Source organism: Enterobacter sp. MGH120, from assembly GCF_001037725.1.
Classification (GTDB): Bacteria; Pseudomonadota; Gammaproteobacteria; order Enterobacterales; family Enterobacteriaceae; genus Enterobacter; species Enterobacter hormaechei_C.
The window spans coordinates 1,317,491-1,335,852 of the sequence record NZ_KQ089940.1 but is presented as its reverse complement, the minus strand read 5'-3'; the positions used below and the strand labels follow the sequence as shown (position 1 = coordinate 1,335,852).

The 18,362-nt window shown below is 54.4% G+C and carries 19 protein-coding genes; 11 read left to right on the top strand and 8 right to left on the bottom strand.

Annotated elements, in window-relative coordinates; genetic code table 11:
• Positions 1-5: 5 nt before the first annotated feature.
• Both SK54_RS06390 and SK54_RS06385 read left to right on the top strand, forming a co-directional pair.
• The gene (locus SK54_RS06390) at positions 6-1,133 is read left to right on the top strand and encodes an ABC transporter ATP-binding protein (protein ID WP_023295369.1); all 1,128 of its coding nucleotides are present in this window, start codon (positions 6-8) and stop codon (positions 1,131-1,133) included.
• A 13-nt stretch (positions 1,134-1,146) separates the two neighbouring features.
• Positions 1,147-2,433: an ABC transporter substrate-binding protein gene (locus SK54_RS06385; protein WP_017382862.1), complete on the top strand. Its 1,287-nt coding sequence runs from the start codon at positions 1,147-1,149 to the stop codon at positions 2,431-2,433.
• 82 nt (positions 2,434-2,515) lie between these two features.
• Here the strand turns inward: SK54_RS06385 and SK54_RS06380 are convergent, their stop codons facing one another.
• The 3 genes from SK54_RS06380 to kduI all read right to left on the bottom strand — a co-directional run bounded on the left by SK54_RS06380 (position 2,516) and on the right by kduI (position 5,905).
• Positions 2,516-3,931 (bottom strand): arabinose-proton symporter AraE, encoded by a 1,416-nt coding sequence (locus SK54_RS06380; RefSeq protein WP_023304357.1) that lies wholly within the window; start codon positions 3,929-3,931, stop codon positions 2,516-2,518.
• Between the two features lie 312 nt (positions 3,932-4,243).
• On the bottom strand, positions 4,244-5,005 hold the full coding sequence (kduD, locus tag SK54_RS06375; RefSeq protein ID WP_003862835.1) for a 2-dehydro-3-deoxy-D-gluconate 5-dehydrogenase KduD: 762 nt from the start codon (positions 5,003-5,005) through the stop codon (positions 4,244-4,246).
• A gap of 63 nt (positions 5,006-5,068) precedes the next feature.
• Positions 5,069-5,905 carry a 5-dehydro-4-deoxy-D-glucuronate isomerase gene (gene kduI / locus SK54_RS06370; RefSeq protein WP_023304358.1) on the bottom strand — a complete coding sequence of 279 codons (837 nt, stop codon included), beginning with the start codon at positions 5,903-5,905 and terminating at the stop codon, positions 5,069-5,071.
• A 300-nt stretch (positions 5,906-6,205) separates the two neighbouring features.
• Here kduI and SK54_RS06365 point away from each other — a divergent pair, with 300 nt between their 5' ends.
• Positions 6,206-7,381: an oligogalacturonate lyase family protein gene (locus SK54_RS06365; RefSeq protein ID WP_023304359.1), complete on the top strand. Its 1,176-nt coding sequence runs from the start codon at positions 6,206-6,208 to the stop codon at positions 7,379-7,381.
• A gap of 206 nt (positions 7,382-7,587) precedes the next feature.
• On the opposite strand, the gene SK54_RS06360 is transcribed toward SK54_RS06365, so the two are convergent.
• The 3 genes from SK54_RS06360 to SK54_RS06350 form a co-directional block, all read right to left on the bottom strand.
• A complete protein-coding gene (locus tag SK54_RS06360) occupies positions 7,588-8,271 on the bottom strand; it encodes an oligogalacturonate-specific porin KdgM family protein (protein WP_003862842.1) in 684 nt (227 codons plus the stop codon).
• A 317-nt stretch (positions 8,272-8,588) separates the two neighbouring features.
• A complete protein-coding gene (locus SK54_RS06355; protein WP_017692722.1) occupies positions 8,589-9,767 on the bottom strand; it encodes an acetyl-CoA C-acetyltransferase in 1,179 nt (392 codons plus the stop codon).
• A gap of 92 nt (positions 9,768-9,859) precedes the next feature.
• On the bottom strand, positions 9,860-10,726 hold the full coding sequence (locus SK54_RS06350; RefSeq protein WP_015571771.1) for a LysR family transcriptional regulator: 867 nt from the start codon (positions 10,724-10,726) through the stop codon (positions 9,860-9,862).
• 101 nt (positions 10,727-10,827) lie between these two features.
• Here SK54_RS06350 and SK54_RS06345 point away from each other — a divergent pair, with 101 nt between their 5' ends.
• The gene (locus tag SK54_RS06345; RefSeq protein ID WP_017382868.1) at positions 10,828-11,292 is read left to right on the top strand and encodes a multidrug/biocide efflux PACE transporter; all 465 of its coding nucleotides are present in this window, start codon (positions 10,828-10,830) and stop codon (positions 11,290-11,292) included.
• 116 nt (positions 11,293-11,408) lie between these two features.
• Entirely contained in the window at positions 11,409-12,638 is a 1,230-nt protein-coding gene (locus SK54_RS06340) for an amino acid permease (RefSeq protein WP_015571773.1), read from the top strand.
• Positions 12,639-12,671: 33 nt separating this feature from the next.
• Here SK54_RS06340 and SK54_RS06335 read toward each other — a convergent pair whose 3' ends face one another.
• A complete protein-coding gene (locus tag SK54_RS06335) occupies positions 12,672-12,944 on the bottom strand; it encodes a GNAT family N-acetyltransferase (protein WP_003862848.1) in 273 nt (90 codons plus the stop codon).
• A gap of 10 nt (positions 12,945-12,954) precedes the next feature.
• Positions 12,955-13,185, bottom strand: coding sequence for a 4Fe-4S mono-cluster protein YjdI (gene yjdI / locus SK54_RS06330; protein ID WP_015571774.1), 231 nt, complete (start codon positions 13,183-13,185; stop codon positions 12,955-12,957).
• A gap of 453 nt (positions 13,186-13,638) precedes the next feature.
• Between yjdI and SK54_RS06325 the strand changes: the two genes are divergently transcribed.
• From SK54_RS06325 to cydB, 6 genes are all read left to right on the top strand, one after another.
• Positions 13,639-13,827, top strand: a complete 189-nt coding sequence (locus SK54_RS06325; protein WP_015571775.1) for a con-10 family general stress protein — start codon at positions 13,639-13,641, stop codon at positions 13,825-13,827.
• Between the two features lie 90 nt (positions 13,828-13,917).
• Positions 13,918-14,415 carry a YciE/YciF ferroxidase family protein gene (locus SK54_RS06320; protein ID WP_003862851.1) on the top strand — a complete coding sequence of 166 codons (498 nt, stop codon included), beginning with the start codon at positions 13,918-13,920 and terminating at the stop codon, positions 14,413-14,415.
• Between the two features lie 60 nt (positions 14,416-14,475).
• The gene (locus tag SK54_RS06315; RefSeq protein WP_048246908.1) at positions 14,476-14,982 is read left to right on the top strand and encodes a ferritin-like domain-containing protein; all 507 of its coding nucleotides are present in this window, start codon (positions 14,476-14,478) and stop codon (positions 14,980-14,982) included.
• 17 nt (positions 14,983-14,999) lie between these two features.
• Positions 15,000-15,872: a manganese catalase family protein gene (locus SK54_RS06310; protein WP_015571777.1), complete on the top strand. Its 873-nt coding sequence runs from the start codon at positions 15,000-15,002 to the stop codon at positions 15,870-15,872.
• A gap of 70 nt (positions 15,873-15,942) precedes the next feature.
• Entirely contained in the window at positions 15,943-17,346 is a 1,404-nt protein-coding gene (locus SK54_RS06305) for a cytochrome ubiquinol oxidase subunit I (RefSeq protein ID WP_032102926.1), read from the top strand.
• Positions 17,346-18,356 (top strand): cytochrome d ubiquinol oxidase subunit II, encoded by a 1,011-nt coding sequence (gene cydB, locus SK54_RS06300; RefSeq protein WP_015571779.1) that lies wholly within the window; start codon positions 17,346-17,348, stop codon positions 18,354-18,356. Before SK54_RS06305 ends, cydB begins: the two co-directional genes overlap by 1 nt.
• Positions 18,357-18,362: the final 6 nt, after the last annotated feature.

Sequence of the window (18,362 nt, the reverse complement as noted above, 5' to 3'; positions counted from 1 at the left end):
ATACCATGGCTGAAGTTATTTTCAACAAGCTGGAAAAGGTCTACTCCAACGGCTTTAAAGCGGTACACGCTATCGATCTTAAAATTGCTGAAGGGGAATTCATGGTGATCGTCGGCCCATCCGGCTGCGCCAAATCCACGACCCTGCGCATGCTGGCGGGGCTGGAAACCATCAGCGGCGGCGAGGTGCGCATCGGCGACAAGATCGTGAACAACCTCGCGCCGAAAGAGCGCGGTATTGCAATGGTGTTCCAGAACTACGCCCTCTATCCGCACATGACGGTGCGCGAGAATCTGGCCTTTGGTCTCAAGCTGAGCAAACTGCCGAAAGATCAGATTGAGTCTCAGGTGAATGAAGCCGCCAAAATTCTTGAGCTGGAAGAGCTGCTCGACCGCCTGCCGCGCCAGCTTTCCGGCGGCCAGGCGCAGCGCGTGGCGGTAGGCCGTGCGATTGTGAAAAAACCGGATGTGTTCCTGTTCGATGAGCCGCTTTCAAACCTCGACGCCAAACTGCGCGCTTCGATGCGTATCCGTATTTCTGACCTGCACAAGCAGCTGAAGAAGTCAGGAAAACCGGCGACCACCGTTTACGTGACCCACGACCAGACCGAAGCGATGACCATGGGCGACCGCATCTGCGTGATGAAGCTCGGCCATATCATGCAGGTGGACACGCCGGACAACCTCTACCACAAGCCGAAGAACATGTTCGTGGCGGGCTTTATCGGCGCGCCGGAGATGAATATACGCAAAAGCGTGCTGGTCGAAAAAGCGGGCCAGCTGCACATCGCCATTGGCGATGAAACCATGCCGCTGAACGCGGAGAAGCAGGAGAAAGTCGCGGCTTACGCGGGTCAGGAGATCTTCTACGGCGTGCGCCCGGAATTTGTGTCGCTCTCTGATGAGCCCTTCCCGAATGGCGGCTGTAGCGGGGAGATGGTGCGCGTGGAGAACATGGGCCACGAATTCTTTGTGTACCTGAAGGTCGCGGACTACGAACTGACCGCCCGAATCCCGTCCGATGAAGCTAAGCCAATGATTGATAAAGGGCTTCATCGTAAGGTGTATTTCACGTTTGAGATGAACAAGTGTCATATTTTTGACGCAAAAACTGAACAGAACCTCTCTCTCTGATGGAGTGATAAAAATGAAAAAAGTGCTTTTAAGCGCAGCAATCTCCGCGACCCTGGGCCTTACCGCTTTGCCATCGATGGCGCAGAATGTGGATTTACGGATGTCCTGGTGGGGCGGCAATGGCCGTCACCAGGTCACTCTGAAAGCGCTGGAAGAGTTCCATAAGCAGAACCCGGACATCAACGTAAAAGCGGAATACACCGGCTGGGACGGTCACCTCTCCCGTCTGACCACCCAGATTGCGGGCGGCACCGAGCCGGACGTGATGCAGACCAACTGGAACTGGCTGCCGATCTTCTCCAAAACCGGTGACGGCTTCTACGATCTGAACAAGATGAAGGACGTGATCGACCTGTCGCAGTTCGATCCCAAAGAGCTGCAAACCACCACCGTGGACGGCAAGCTGAACGGCATTCCGATCTCGGTGACGGCGCGCGTGTTCTACTTCAATGACGAAACCTGGAAAAAAGCGGGTATTGCGTACCCGAAAACCTGGGACGAGCTGATGGCGGCCGGTAAAACCTTCGAGAGCAAGCTCGGCAAGCAATACTATCCGGTGATCCTGGAGCACCAGGATACGCTGGCGCTGCTGAATTCGTACATGATCCAGAAGTACAACATTCCTGCGGTGGATGAGAAAACCAAAAAGTTCAGCTACACAAAGGAACAGTGGGTGGAGTTTTTCCAGACCTACAAAAAGCTGATCGACAGCCACGTCATGCCGGACACCAAATACTATGCCTCGTTCGGTAAGAGCAACATGTATGAGATGAAGCCGTGGATCCAGGGTGAATGGGGCGGCACCTACATGTGGAACTCCACCATCAACAAATATTCCGACAACCTGAAGCCACCGGCGAAACTGGAGCTGGGCAGCTACCCAATGCTGCCGGGCGCCACCGACGCGGGTCTGTTCTTCAAACCGGCGCAGATGCTGTCGATTGGTAAGACGACCAAAAACCCGGAAGCGGCAGCGAAGCTGATTAACTTCCTGCTCAACAGCAAAGAAGGGGTTGATACGCTGGGTCTTGAGCGCGGCGTGCCGTTGAGCAAAGTGGCGGTGCAGTATCTGACCGAAGACGGCACCATTAAAGAGGACGATCCATCCGTGGCGGGCCTGCGCCTGGCGCAGTCGCTGCCGGCGAAACTCACCGTCTCGCCATACTTTGACGACCCACAGATTGTGGCGCAGTTCGGTACCTCTTTGCAGTATATCGACTACGGGCAGAAAACCGTGGAAGAGACGGCCGCTGACTTCCAGCGTCAGGCGGAGCGTATTTTGAGACGTGCGATGCGGTAAACACAAAGCCGGGTGGCGCTTCGCTTACCCGGCCTACAGGCTGTCGTAGGCCCGGTAAGCGAAGCGCCACCGGGCAATGACATTACACGCCGATATTACGTAGTTTCTCCCCTCTCATCAGCTTGCGTTCAATATGCTCCAGGGTCACGCCTTTGGTTTCCGGAATCAGCCAGAAGGTCACGCCGATAAACGCCACGTTCAGCACCGTATAGAGCCAGAAGGTGCCTGCCGCGCCAATCGCATCCAGCAGCGTCAGGAAGGTCGCGCCAATGATCATGTTCGACACCCAGTTGGTGGTGGTGGAACAGGTGATACCAAAGTCACGGCATTTCAGCGGCTGAATTTCAGAGCACAGGATCCACACCACCGGCGCGGCGCTCATCGCGTAACCGGCGATGCACATCATGGTCATGCCGACGGAGAGCCAGGAGAGGCCGCTGGACGCCGTGCCGTTATCGAACTGCATCAGGCAGTAGCCGAGTATTAAGGTGCCGAGCGCCATCACGCTAAAGCCAATTTTCAGGGCGGGTTTACGTCCGGCCTTATCAACGGTGAACACCGCGATAAAGGTGGCGAACATAAAGGTCAGCCCTACCACCAGCGTGGCGATCATCTGCTGTTCGGTGGTGGTAAAACCGGCCATTTTAAAGATGCGTGGGGCGTAATACATGATGATGTTCATCCCCGTGAACTGCTGCATCGCCTGTAACAGCATGCCGAGGAACACCGCGCGGCGCACGTTGCGGTTTGCCTTAAACAGCGACCAGCCGCCCTGCTTCAGCTTCAGGCTCTCGCGGATTTCGTTCAGCTCTTCACGCGCTTTTTCAGACGTGTCGCGCAGCATGCGCAGCACCTCTTCCGCCTCCACGTGACGCCCTTTTTGCGCCAGCCAGCGCGGGCTGTTCGGCAGGAAAATGACTAACACAATCAGCAGCACCGCAGGCAGCGCCAACACGCCAAGCATTGCCCGCCAGTTGCCGCTGTAGCTGAAGTATGTATCCGACAGGAACGCCAGCACGATACCGAGCGTCACCATCAGCTGGTACATGCTGATCATCTTCCCGCGCACGTTTTCACTCGCCATTTCGGAGAGGTAAAGCGGCGCGGTGTAGGACGCGATACCCACCGCCACGCCCAGCAGCACGCGGGAGAGCAGCAGCACTTCAACGTTGGTTGCAAACGCTGAACCAAGAGAGCCGGCAACAAACAGGATCGCCCCGACCATCAGGCTGTATTTGCGCCCGAGACGGAACGACAGCCAGCCGTTAAAGAGCGCGCCGATGGCCGCGCCGAGCATCATGCTGCTCACCACCCACTCTTGCAGGCGGTTGCTTAACGTAAAGTGGTCGGTAATAAAGGGCAGTGCGCCAGCGATAACGCCGATATCCAGACCAAACAGTAAACCGGCTACGGCGGCCGCAACAGAAACAAACTGGTTCATGCGTCGGGTATCGCGCAGCGCAGCGGGCATAAGGGTAGAGTCATTTACAGATGTCATAGTTTCCTGCCTCAACAGCGAAATTCGTTAAGTGAAATTACGAGATACCGGAAGAAAGTGTCAGGCCGGAACTGGTGAAGATATGGATTATTTCGCTACGACATACCGATCTGTGATGGACATTACAATTTCAAATCAGGGTGGTTTAACCTTATTTTTTATTAATTAGTTAATATTTAAGCAATAAATGTGTGACACCCGTCATTCATTCCTTTTCAGTATGGATTTTTCATCTTTAAGGATATGGATAAAGCCAATTTTGGCGCAAAAAAAACCTCCACCCGAGGGCAGAGGTTCTTTATTCGGGGTGAATTATCGTGCCAGCCAGCCGCCGTCAACGGCAACGGTGTAGCCGTTAATATAATCCGAAGCCGGGGACGCCAGGAACACAACCGGGCCCATCAGATCGCTCGGCAGACCCCAGCGACCCGCTGGAATACGCTCCAGGATTGCCGCGCTGCGCTCTTCATCCGCACGCAGCTGCTGGGTATTGTTGGTGGCCATGTAGCCCGGCGCAATCGCGTTGACGTTGATGTTGTGCTGCGCCCACTCGTTCGCCAGCAGACGGGTCACGCCCATCACGGCACTCTTCGATGCGGTGTAAGACGGCACGCGGATGCCGCCCTGGAAAGAGAGCATGGAGGCAATATTGATGATCTTGCCCCCTTTCCCCTGGGCGATGAAGTGCTTCGCAGCCGCCTGGGACATAAAGAACACGCTCTTGATGTTCAGATTCATCACGTCGTCCCAGTCCGTTTCGCTGAAGTTAATCGCGTCTTCACGACGGATCAGGCCGGCGTTGTTGACCAGAATATCGATATGCCCAAACTCCGCCACCGCGCGATCCAGCAGCTCAGGGATCGCATCGATTTTGCGCAGGTCCGCGGTCAGGCTCAGGAAACGGCGGCCCAGTGCGGTAACGCGCTCGATGGTTTCCGTTGGCTCAACGATGTTAATCCCGACGATATCGCAGCCCGCTTCAGCCAGACCTAACGCCATACCCTGCCCCAGCCCGGTGTCACAACCGGAAACCACAGCCACTTTACCTTGCAGAGAAAATGCATCCAGAATCATGTTTATTCCTTAATCGTTCAGCGCCTGTCAGCAACAGGCAGATATATACTTAACTGCCTGCGACTAGCGCAGATCCTTAACAGCGACGTGGTCCATGTCATCGAAGACCTGGTTTTCACCGACCATACCCCAGATAAAGGTATAGGCTTTCGTTCCCACGCCAGAGTGGATGGACCAGCTCGGCGAAATGACCGCCTGCTCGTTGTGCATAACGATATGGCGCGTCTCCTGCGGCTGTCCCATCATGTGGAACACGCAGGCGTCTTCATCCATGTTGAAATAGAAGTAGACCTCCATGCGGCGCTCGTGGGTATGGCACGGCATGGTGTTCCACAGGTTGCCCGGCGCAAGTTCGGTCAGCCCCATGCTGAGCTGACAGGTTTCCAGCACATCCGGAACAAAGTATTTGTTGATGGTGCGACGGTTGCTGGTGAGGTTATCGCCAAGGGTCACCGGGGCAACATCCGCTGGCGTGACTTTTTTGGTAGGGTAAGTCGTATGAGCCGGGGCGCAGTTGTAGTAAAACTTCGCCGGTTTGCTGCCATCAATGCTGGCGAACACCACTTCTTTCGCCCCTTTGCCGACGTACAGCGCGTCGCGGTGACCAATTTCGTAGCACTGGCCATCAACGGTAATGGTGCCCGGCCCGCCGATGTTAATCACGCCCAGTTCACGGCGTTCGAGGAAGTAGCTCACGCCCAGCTGTTTGCCCACTTCACCGCCCACGGAGACGGTTTTCGCCACCGGCATAATCCCGCCCACAATAATGCGGTCAATATGGCTGTAGAGCATGGTGTACTTGTCGGCTTCGAACACTTGCTCAACTAAAAACTCACTGCGCAGCCCCTGAGTATCCAGCGTTTTAGCGTGCGCACTGTGGATGCTTTGTCTGACGTCCACGTAAACCTCCAGAATTGATCGTGCCCGAAGGCAAAGATAATTAACGAAACAACGTTCCGTTTTCGTGATGAACACATATTATCCCCTGATCACGGGGTTTTCAATTGCATTTAAAACAACGTTTCATTTTTTCTGCTTGTTTATGCCAGAAATGGTGTTTCGATCACGATAAATCTTTAAGACCCTCAATCTGGTTAATGAAACTGAGAAAGTGCGCTGTCAGTCACACATAATGAAACAACGTTTTGATAATTTATCACCTAGTTTTCAACCTACATTACGCGTTCAAAGGAGTGCATTATGGCTAAAGGTATGCGGGTCAAGCTGAACTATGAGGTCAGCCGCGATCCGGATACAGGCGTGGAAGTCACCCGCCTGACCCCACCGGAAGTAACCTGTCATCGCAACTACTTTTACCAGAAGTGCTTCTTTAACGATGGCAGCCACCTGCTGTTCGCCGGGGAGTTCGACGGTCACTGGAACTATTACCTGTTGGATCTGAAAAAAGCCGAAGCGGTACAGTTGACCGAAGGCGCGGGCGATAACACCTTTGGCGGTTTCCTCTCTCCGGATGATAAATCCCTCTACTATGTGAAGAACGATCGCACCCTGCTGGAGGTGAATTTACAGACGCTGGCAGAGCGCGAAGTGTACCGCGTCCCGGAAGAGTGGGTCGGCTACGGCACCTGGGTCGCGAACAGCGACTGCACCAAACTGGTGGGTATTGAGATTGCCAGACGCGACTGGACGCCACTCAACGACTGGAAAATTTTCCACGACTTCTTCCACAAAGGGCCGCACTGCCGCCTGCTGCGCGTTGATCTGAAAACGGGTGAAAGCACCACCATTCATGACGAGAAGATCTGGCTGGGACATCCGATTTATCGCCCGTTCGATGACAATACCGTGGCCTTCTGTCATGAAGGGCCGCACGACCTGGTCGACGCCCGCATGTGGCTGGTGAACGAAGATGGCAGCAACGTGCGGAAAGTGAAAACGCACGCGGAAGGTGAAAGCTGTACACATGAATTTTGGGTGCCGGACGGGTCCGCGCTGATCTACGTTTCTTACCTGAAAGGTCAGCAAGGGCGCACCATCTCCCGCTTCAACCCGGACACCGGCGTGAATGAAGCGGTAATGAACATGCCCGCCTGTTCGCATCTGATGAGCAACGTCGACGGCACCCTGCTGGTTGGCGACGGCTCCGGTACGCCTGTCGATGTGAAAGACACCGGCGGCTACACCATTGATAACGATCCTTATCTGTATGCCTTTGACGTGGCGAAGAAAGCCTGTTACCGCATCGCCCGTCATGACACCTCATGGGCTACGGTGGCGAACAGCCGCCAGGTAACCCACCCGCATCCGTCCTTCACGCCGGACGAAAAAGCGGTGCTGTACAGTTCCGATAAAGACGGCAAACCGGCCCTCTATATCGCGAAACTCCCTGAGCAACCTGAAATGTTGCATGTCTGATTTGAGTTAGTGTTTCTGTAACTGGCCTTGCCCTCCGTTTCGGAGGGCTTTTTTTTGGGTGATTGCGCAGCGCTTTTTGCCGGGTGGCGCTTCGCTTACCCGGCCTACGAAACGACGGATTGGAAGGAAGGTGTAGGTCGGATAAGAAGGTGTAGGCCGGGTAAGCGTTAGCGCCACCCGGCGGTTTTAGCGAAGAAGATAAATTATCAGAAGGAGTACGCCACGCCTAAACGGAAACGGGTCTGGCGTTCGTCCGTGTCTTTAACCCCCACGTTACCCACCTCCACATACGGCGCCCAGTTTTTATCCCATTTGTAGGCCAGCTTGGCGTTATATTCGTTGGAATAATCTTTATTGTTATTTCGGGCCACGCCTTCAGAACTTTTCGCGTAAACATAGTTCAGCTCGGTACGCCAGTCACCTAATACCCAACCGACCCACGCATCGCCACGGTTAACTTTATCGTCGTCCTTATTTGAGCTTGACGGGTAGCGGGTATATTCGTAACGGTAACGCGCAGCCACGTAGAAGCCATTATCGAAGCTATATTGCACATGCAGATTCGGTTTATAAATGGTGCGACTGTCTGTGCTTTCAATCGTAAACGCAGGGGTCAGGGCGATATTGTCTGTCGCTTTCCAGCGCCAGCTAATCTGATCTTCGTGACCGTTCCCCACTACATCCGCGAATGGCTGATCTGCCTTGTCCCCGCCTGATTTCCACTTCGCCTCGACTGAAAAACCGAAGCCATTATCAAAGCGGTGCGAGACGGCAACACGGTCGGCATTCGAGCCGCTGTCAATATATTCGTGACGCAGATCGACGGTAACGGCGCTAGCCGCAAAAGAGGCACTAATAAGGGAAGCAAGGAGCAGAGATTTCTTAAACATGAAAAAACCCTCAATTAAAATAACGTTTCGTTTTTATGAAACTTGAGTTTATTTTTTATGCACCGTTATTTTAGTGACAAGGATCGAAATTATTTGTTTCATTTTTTTTGGCAAAGATCGACGTGACCCCCATCAACAAAAAAAGGGTATTAACCGTAAATTTCAGGCGTGAGATCACATTAAGCACTTCACAAAGCAAATAATTAACCGCGCAATAATTATTGCGGGCTTCAGAAAGAACGCATAAGTGTTAAAAAAGGATTCTGCGGACACAAAAAAACCTCCCGTGGGAGGTTTTCTGTGCGCAGAGGGAGAAATTACCGTTCGATCGCCAGGGCCACCCCCTGCCCTCCGCCAATGCAGAGCGTTGCGATCCCTTTTCGGGCGTTACGCTTTTTCATTTCGTGGACCAGCGACACCAGAATGCGGCAGCCGGAGGCGCCAATGGGATGGCCCAGCGCGATCGCACCGCCGTTGACGTTGACCCGCAGCGGATCCCATTCCAGCATTTTCCCGACCGAGATCGCCTGTGCAGCAAAAGCTTCGTTGACCTCAATCAGATCCACATCGTTCAGCTCCCAGCCCGCCCGCTCCAGGCAGCGGCGCGTGGCATAGACCGGGGCGATCCCCATTAACGCGGGATCAACGCCCACGCTGGCAAACGCTTTGATCCGCGCCAGCACCGGCAGCGCCAGCTCCTGGGCTTTGCTTTCACTCATCATCATCACCGCCGCCGCACCGTCGTTAATGGATGAGGCGTTGCCTGCCGTTACGGAACCGAGCGTTTCAAAGGCCGGATCGAGTTTTGCCAGCCCTTCTGCGCTGGCATCGGTGCGCGGCTGCTCGTCGGTATCGACGATGAGCGCTTCGCCGTTCTGGCGCTGGGTACTGACCGGGACAATTTCATCGCGAAAACGCCCGGAGTCGATCGCTGCACGCGCTTTTTGCTGTGAGCTGAGGGCATATGCATCCTGAAGCTCGCGGCTGATACCGTATTCCCGCGCCAGGTTTTCCGCCGTTACGCCCATATGGTAGTCGTTGAAGGCGTCCCACAGCCCGTCGTGAACCAGGCTGTCAAGCAGCTGACTGTTCCCGAGCTGCGCGCCGGTCCGGCTGTCGGTCAGGACATGCGGGGCACGGCTCATATTCTCCTGCCCGCCGGCAATGACCACGTCCGCTTCACCGCACTGGATGGCCTGCGTCGCAAGATGGAGCGCTTTCAAGCCTGAACCACAGACGTCGTTGATGGTAATTGCCGAAACGGTATTAGGCAGGCCGCCCTTCAGCGCCGCCTGGCGCGCAGGGTTTTGTCCCGCGCCAGCGGTCAGCACCTGGCCCAGGATCACCTCATCAATTTCATGTGCGGCAACCCCGCTGCGTTCCACCAGCGCTCTTACCACCACGCTGCCGAGATCAACCGCAGAGTGACGCGCAAGCGCTCCCTGAAAACAGCCGATAGCCGTACGTAACGCACCCACTATAACGACATCTTTCATCACGACCTCTGTGCAAAATGACATGACGATAGTAGAGGATTGTTATCAACAATTGACGCAAATGTTTAAAAATAGTGAGTTTAGTCACAGGATTATCGTGCGTCCTGCAAGTACTGGCGCAGCCAGCTTCCGGCGACGCCGGGCGGGGTTCGTTTGTTCCATACCAGATCGATGGCAATCGACCTCGGCCAGCCCGGCACGTTCAGCTGCACCAGCGATTTCGACGCGGCAAATTCGTCGACCAGCGCGCAGGGTAACGCGCACCAGCCAAAGCCCTGTACCGCCATGCTCAGCAGTAACAGGTAATTCGGCGCAGACCAGACCGGCCCGCGCGAAAGGGGCGCTTCCCGTTCAAGATAGGTGCTCAGCCGCAGCTCGCGCCAGCCATGCAGCTCGTCCGCCTGCGTCTCATGTTGCCCTGCCAGAGGATGTCCGGCAGAAACGTAGATGGCCATCCGCGTCTGCATAGGCAGACGGGTCGCGCCAATATCGGTCGGGTAGCTGTCGCGCGCTTCCGTCAGGCCAATTTGCGCCCGCTCCTTTTGCAGCAGATCGATCACGTCCTCCTCTTCTCCAATCAGGCACTCAAATTCCGTGTGCGGAAAACGCTGGTCGAACTGGCTCATCATCTCTTCCAGCACGGCCGGGTTAAGCGTATCGGAGAGAACAAAGGTAAAACGCGCCTCCGTTTGCGCGGTTAACGATACGGCCAGCTCATCCAGGCGCGCGCTGGCGGCGAGTATCGACTGGACATAGCCCAGCACCTGTTCACCCTGGGCGGTTAATACCGGGTGACGCGCCGAGCGATCGAACAGCTCAAAGCCAAGGTCAGCTTCAAGGTTGGCAATGGAGGTGCTGATGGTGGACTGGCTTTTACGCAGCCGCCGTGCCGCAGCAGAAAACGAACCTGCGGCGACAGTTTCAACAAACGCGGTCAGTGCTTCGGGAGAGTAACGCATGATGTATCTACTTTATCGATGGATACCATCTTTTATATATCACCTTAAACGATAAGAATAGGCGGCATCAACGCCCATACTGGCGTCTATATGAGGTAAATATGCAATATCAGGATGCACTCCAACGTAAATTGCCGGAGCGGATCTTCCATGCCGTCTGTTTTGAAGGCATTGCTACGGCGATCCTCGCCCCGACGGCCGCGTGGCTAATGCAGCGCTCGGTGGTTGAAATGGGGGGGCTCACCATTATTCTGGCGACCACGGCAATGCTCTGGAACATTATCTATAACTTTGGCTTCGACCGTTTCTGGCCCGTCCAGCGGGTGAAGCGCACGGCGAAAGTGCGCGCCCTGCATGCCCTGGGTTTTGAATGCGGCTTTATTGTGATTGGCGTAACCATCGTTGCCGCCGTGCTGGGCGTGACGCTGCTCCAGGCTTTTACCCTGGAAATTGGTTTCTTTCTGTTCTTCCTGCCGTACACCATGCTCTACAACTGGGCGTACGACACCCTGCGGGAGAAAATCATCAAGCGCCGCCAGCAACGACGCGCCCTGGCAAGCGAATAACCTTCCGGCCGGAGACCTGCTCCGGCCCACCCCCTGCGAAGCAACGGCGACCTCAACGCATAATTATGGTAAATTGCACTCCTTTTTGTTCGTTTTATAGTTGATACGTTGCTCTAATGTCGAAAATTTGGTCAAAAGAAGAGACTCTCTGGAGTTTCGCCCTCTACGGCACTGCCGTGGGCGCAGGAACCCTGTTCTTGCCCATTCAGCTCGGCTCTGCTGGCGCGATTGTCCTGCTGATCACCGCCCTTGTGGCGTATCCCTTAACCTACTGGCCGCATAAAGCGCTGGCGCAATTTATTCTGTCGTCGAAGACGAAAGGCAACGAAGGGATCACCGGTGCCGTTTCGCATTACTACGGCAAAAAGATCGGCAACCTGATCACCACACTCTATTTTGTGGCCTTCTTTGTGGTAGTTCTGATTTACGCGGTGGCGATAACCAACTCACTCACTGAACAGCTGGCGAAACGGATGACGGTGGATACCGGCATGCGGATGCTGGTGAGCTTTGGCGTAGTGCTGATTTTGAATCTGATCTTCCTGATGGGGCGGCACATCACCATTAAGGTGATGGGTTTCCTTGTCTTTCCGCTGATCGCCTATTTCCTGTTTGTCTCGCTGTATCTGACGGGCAGCTGGCAGCCGTCGCTGCTGACCAGCCAGATGGCCTTCGACCAGCATACGCTGCACCAGGTGTGGATTTCGATCCCGGTGATGGTTTTCGCTTTTAGCCATACTCCGATCATCTCGACCTTCGCCGTAGACCGTCGCGAGAAATACGGTGAAGAGGCGATGGGTAAATGCAAAAAAATCATGAAAGTGGCGTACCTGATCATCTGCCTCAGCGTGCTGTTCTTTGTGTTCAGCTGCCTGCTTTCGATTCCACCGTCGTATATCGTGGCGGCAAAAGAGGAAGGGGTGACGATCCTGTCCGCGCTGTCGATGATGCCATCGTCCCCGGCATGGCTGGGCATTTCCGGCATTATCGTGGCGATTATTGCGATGTCGAAATCGTTCCTCGGCACCTATTTTGGCGTGATTGAAGGGGCAACGGAAATTGTGAAATCGTCGCTGAATCAGGTGGGCGTGAAGAAAAGCCGCGCCTTTAACCGCGCGATTTCGATTCTCGGCGTGTCGCTGATTACCTTTGCGGTCTGCTGCATCAACCCGAATGCGATCTCAATGATTTATGCCATCAGCGGTCCGCTTATCGCCATGATCCTGTTCATCATGCCGACGCTGTCGACGTACCTGATCCCGTCATTAAAACCGTACCGCTCCATCGGTAACCTGCTGACGCTGATTGTGGGTGTGCTGTGTGTGTCGGTGATGTTTGTGGGTTGAGTATGCTGCCCGGCGCAATGCCGGGCATCTGTTTTACGCCCGAATATCGTCATACTCCCGCGTATTATCAAACTCATGCTTCGCAAATGGACACAGCGGGATAATTTTACGATTCTCACCGCGCATCTTCTCTACCACCTTCGCCACCAGCTGTTTACCCACACCCTGCCCTTTCAGGCTCGGATCCACATCGGTGTGCTCAATGATGCTCAGATGCTCGCCGGTCGGGACAAAGACGATCTCCGCTACCTGATTGCCTTCGGCGTCGTTGACGTAAAACTTGTTATGGCCTTCAAGAATTTCCATGGTTCCTCGCTTATTTTTGGCGGTACTTCAGCGCACCGCTCGGGCAGGTATCAATTACGCGCATAACCGTTTCTGCATCTACTTCATCCGGCGCGATCCATGGTTTACGCTTCAGATCGAACAGCTTCGCGCTGCCGCGCACGCAGTTGCCCGAGTGTTTGCAGATCCCGGTGTTGAAGTAGACATCGATTTTCTCACCGGTATAGGCCCGGTACCCCGCATCCAGTAGCTCCTGATCCATGACATTGCCTCTGTAATTATTGTGGTGACAAAAGAAGCATACCCTCACCCGATCCGCCTGACCACGTCAAAAACGAGGTTTAGCCACACTCTTTTCAGCGCATGACTTCTTCACGTTCATAGGATTATTCCGAATACAAGAACACCCGTTGCGAAGATATATTTTTGCGCTGTGTCAATTCTTGTAATAATTCACGCCACGTTCACATTAGGATTATTAGCTAAGCGCAATCTTAACCTCCGGATTTATTTTCATCTAACTGATGGATTTCCCATCCGTTTTTAAAACTCGTAACGAAGCGGTATTTCTTCACTCCCTGCAAAATTACCGCAAAACAACCCAGACAAGAAATTTGACTCTTCTCACATAACGACTAATGTTAATTTCTGAACGACAACTGATACGAATTACTTATCGTATCTCCTGACATAAACGCAACATGAGGGTTGATATATGGCAGAGCAACATCGTGGTGGTTCCGGTAATTTCGCTGAAGACCGTGAAAAGGCATCAGAAGCTGGACGTAAAGGCGGCCAGCACAGCGGCGGTAATTTCAAAAACGATCCGCAACGCGCATCTGAAGCGGGTAAGAAAGGGGGACAGAGCAGTCACGGCGGAGGCCGTAAATCTGATAACTCCTGATCTTATTTAAAGCTCTTATAAATATACCGAGAGCATGCTGCGGGCCCGTCGGCTCGCAGTACCTTCCCTTTATTTCACTGGAGCGAAAATATGAATATGAAAACTGTTGAAGATGTATTTATTCACCTGTTATCCGACACCTACAGCGCTGAGAAGCAGCTGACCCGCGCGCTAAGCAAATTAGCTCGCGCCGCATCCAGCGAGAAGCTGAGTGCCGCGTTCACGGCTCACCTCGAAGAGACGCAGGGACAGATCGAACGTATCGATCAGATTATTGAGCAGGAATCCGGTCTCAAACTGAAGCGCATGAAATGCGTTGCGATGGAAGGCTTAATTGAAGAAGCCAACGAAGTTATTGAGAGCACTGAGAAAAATGAAGTGCGTGACGCTGCATTAATTGCCGCAGCTCAGAAAGTTGAACATTACGAAATTGCCAGCTACGGCACCCTGGCCACCCTGGCTGAACAATTAGGCTATAAAAAAGCCGTTAAACTTCTTGCCGAAACGCTGGAAGAAGAAAAAGAAACCGATCTCAAATTAACCGATCTGGCTGTCGGTAATATTAATCAAAAAGCCCAGAAAGGATAATTAATATCTGATGAGCATCAGCACCAAAAATTAACCAAAAATAAATCACAGGAGTTAATTATGAATCATGTAGAACACTACCATGATTGGCTACGCGATGCCCATGCGATGGAAAAGCAAGCCGAATCCATGCTGGAATCAATGGCCAGCCGTATTGATAATTATCCCGACTTACGTGCACGAATTGAACAACACGTTAATGAAACTAAACGCCAAATTACCGTGCTGGAAGAAATTCTCGACCGCAATGATATTTCCCGTTCGGTCATAAAAGATTCCATGAGTAAAATGGCGGCGCTCGGCCAGTCCATTGGCGGCATGTTCCCTTCCGACGAAATTGTTAAAGGCTCTATCAGCGGCTACGTTTTTGAGCAGTTTGAAATTGCCTGCTACACCTCTCTGCTGGCTGCGGCCAAACAAGCGGGCGATACCGCCTCCATTCCAGCCCTTGAATCCATTCTGGAAGAAGAGCGCCAGATGGCAGACTGGCTGCTCCAGCATATTCCACAGACGACGGAACAGTTCCTGCTGCGCTCCGACGCGGATGGCGTTGAAGCTAAAAAATAACAAAAGAGGGAGAATGTATGTTTCGACACGTAAAACAGCTGCAATACACGGTACGCGTAGCCGAACCGAATCCGGGCCTGGCCAATCTTCTGCTTGAGCAGTTTGGCGGGCCACAGGGCGAACTTGCCGCGGCATGTCGTTACTTTACGCAAGGATTGAGCGACGACGATCCCGGTCGTAAAGATATGCTGATGGATATCGCGACCGAGGAGTTAAGTCACCTGGAAATTATCGGCACCCTGGTGGGTATGCTGAATAAGGGTGCGAAAGGCGAACTGGCGGAAGGCGTTGAAAATGAAGCGGAACTGTACCGCTCCATGACCGAGAACGGCAACGACAGTCATATAACCTCCCTGCTCTACGGCGGCGGTACTCCGCTTACTAACTCCGCAGGCGTACCGTGGACGGCGGCGTACGTGGATACCATTGGCGAACCGACCGCGGATCTGCGCTCTAACATAGCGGCCGAGGCGCGCGCCAAAATTATCTACGAACGGCTTATTAACGTAACGGACGATCCGGGTGTTAAAGATGCGCTGGCGTTTTTAATGACGCGTGAGGCAGCACACCAGCTCTCGTTTGAGAAGGCGCTCCAGTCGATCCGTAACAATTTCCCACCGGGTAAATTGCCGCCAATCGAAGAGTACACCAACAAGTACTACAATATGTCTGAGGGGGGAGAAGTTCGCGGCAGCTGGAACAGCGATAAGCACTTCGACTACGTGGAATCTCCTCAGCCAGCGGTCGATGGCGGTGACGGCGGCGCAAGCGTAACGCTCACTACAGAGCAGGAAACGCTGGTCAAAGCGATGTGCGCACGCACGAAATCCGACCCCAATGCCGATCCGCTTACCGGTGCCGAGCTTGGTGCAGGTAAGAAAAAACCGTAACCGGTTTTGCCAGGCAGCCTGAGGCTGTCTGGCAATGCCTTGTGCGCTATCAGTTCCAGAGGTACGGAGCATGTTCGAGCTTGATGCGTTTCATCTGGCCAGGATACAGTTCGCCTTTACCGTCTCTTTTCATATTCTCTTCCCGGCGATCACCATCGGGCTTGCGAGCTATCTGGTGGTTCTCGAAGGCATGTGGCTTCGCACCAAAAATGATGTCTGGCGCTCGCTATACCATTTCTGGCTGAAAATTTTCGCCGTCAACTTTGGTATGGGAGTGGTTTCCGGGCTGGTCATGGCTTACCAGTTTGGGACTAACTGGAGCGGCTTTTCCCAGTTCGCAGGCAGTATAACCGGCCCTCTGCTCACCTATGAAGTACTAACCGCCTTCTTCCTGGAAGCTGGTTTCTTAGGCGTGATGCTGTTCGGCTGGAACAAGGTCGGCCCCGGCCTGCACTTCTTTGCCACCTGCATGGTGGCGCTGGGCACGCTGATGTCCACTTTCTGGATCCTCGCCTCCAACAGCTGGATGCACACCCCGCAGGGCTTCAGTATTCAGAACGGTCAGGTCATTCCCGAAGACTGGCTGGCCATTATCTTTAACCCCTCATTCCCTTACCGCCTGATCCATATGTCCATCGCCGCCTTCCTGTGCAGCGCCTTGTTTGTGGGCGCATCCGGGGCATGGCATCTGCTGCGCGGTAACGATACGCCCGCTATTCGCACAATGTTCTCCATGGCCATGTGGATGGCGCTGCTGGTCGCGCCCATTCAGGCCGTGGTTGGGGATATGCACGGCCTGAATACGCTTGAGCACCAGCCTGCCAAAATCGCCGCGATTGAAGGCCACTGGGAAAACCCGCCCGGCGAGGCCACCCCGCTGCTGCTGTTTGGCGTACCGGATATGGAAGAGGAGCGCACCAAATACGGGCTTGAAATTCCCGCGCTCGGCAGCCTGATCCTGACGCACAGCCTGGATAAACAGGTCCCGGCGCTGAAGGATTTCCCGAAAGAGGACCGCCCTAACTCGCTCATCGTCTTCTGGTCCTTCCGCATTATGGTCGGCATGGGGCTGCTGATGATTACCCTTGGCGTGCTGAGTGTCTGGCTGCGCTATCGCCGTCGACTCTATCACTCGCGGCTATTCCACTGGTTTGCCCTCTGTATGGGGCCTGCCGGACTGCTCGCGCTGCTCGCCGGGTGGGTCACCACCGAAGTGGGCCGCCAGCCGTGGGTCGTTTACGGCTATCTGCGCACGATAGATGCGGTGTCTCTGCACAGCACGTTGCAGATGAGCATCAGCCTGCTGGCCTTTATCGTGGTCTACTGTTCGGTGTTTGGCGTGGGTTATGTGTATCTCGCCCGGTTGATTAAAAAAGGTCCGCAGCCTGTGGGCACGCTAACGTCTAATACGTCGGGCACTCCTGCCCGTCCGCTGTCCGCCGCCGAGTCCGTTCCGGAAGAGGAGAAGATCTGATGGGCGTCGATATCCCGGTCATCTGGTTTGCCATTATTGTCTTCGCCACGCTGATGTACATCATCATGGACGGTTTCGATCTCGGTATCGGCATGCTGTTCAGCTTTGTGGGCGATGCCAAAGAGCGCGACGTGATGGTGAACAGCGTCGCCCCGGTCTGGGACGGAAATGAAACCTGGCTGGTTCTCGGCGGTGCAGGGTTGTTCGGCGCGTTTCCGCTGGCCTACGCAGTGATTATCGATGCCCTGACCATCCCGCTGACGGCCATGCTGATCGGGCTTATTTTCCGCGGGGTGGCGTTTGAGTTTCGCTTTAAGGCGACCCCTTCACACCGCAAATTCTGGGACTACTCCTTTGCCGGCGGTTCCCTGCTGGCAACCTTCAGCCAGGGGATCGTGGTTGGCGCGATGATCAACGGCTTTGACGTGGAAGGGCGTCGCTTTGTGGGCTCCTCGCTGGACTGGTTCACCCCGTTTAATCTGTTCTGCGGGCTGGGCTTAATTGTCGCCTATACCCTGCTGGCTACCACGTGGCTGATCATGAAAAGCGAAGGCGCGCTGCAAAACCGGATGCGCGAGCTGACCCGCCATGTGCTGCTGGCGCTGATCGCCGTTATTGCGGTGGTAAGTATCTGGACCCCGCTCGGCTGGCAGTTTGTCGCCGAGCGCTGGTTTACTCTGCCTAACTTCTTCTGGTTCCTGCCAGTTCCGGTTCTGGTCGCGGTATTCAGCCTGTGGATCTGGCGGCTGACGCGCAATCCCGACAGCCATGCCCGTCCGTTCCTGTTAACGCTGGGCCTGATCTTCCTCGGCTTTAGCGGCCTGGGCATCAGCCTGTGGCCACACATTATTCCGCCACACATCACCCTGTGGGAAGCCGCCGCGCCGCCTGCCAGCCAGCTGTTTATGCTGATTGGTACGCTGTTAATCATCCCGGTGATCCTGGTTTATACCGCCTGGAGCTATTACGTCTTCCGGGGCAAAGTGTCTGATACCGAAGGTTATCATTAAGGATTG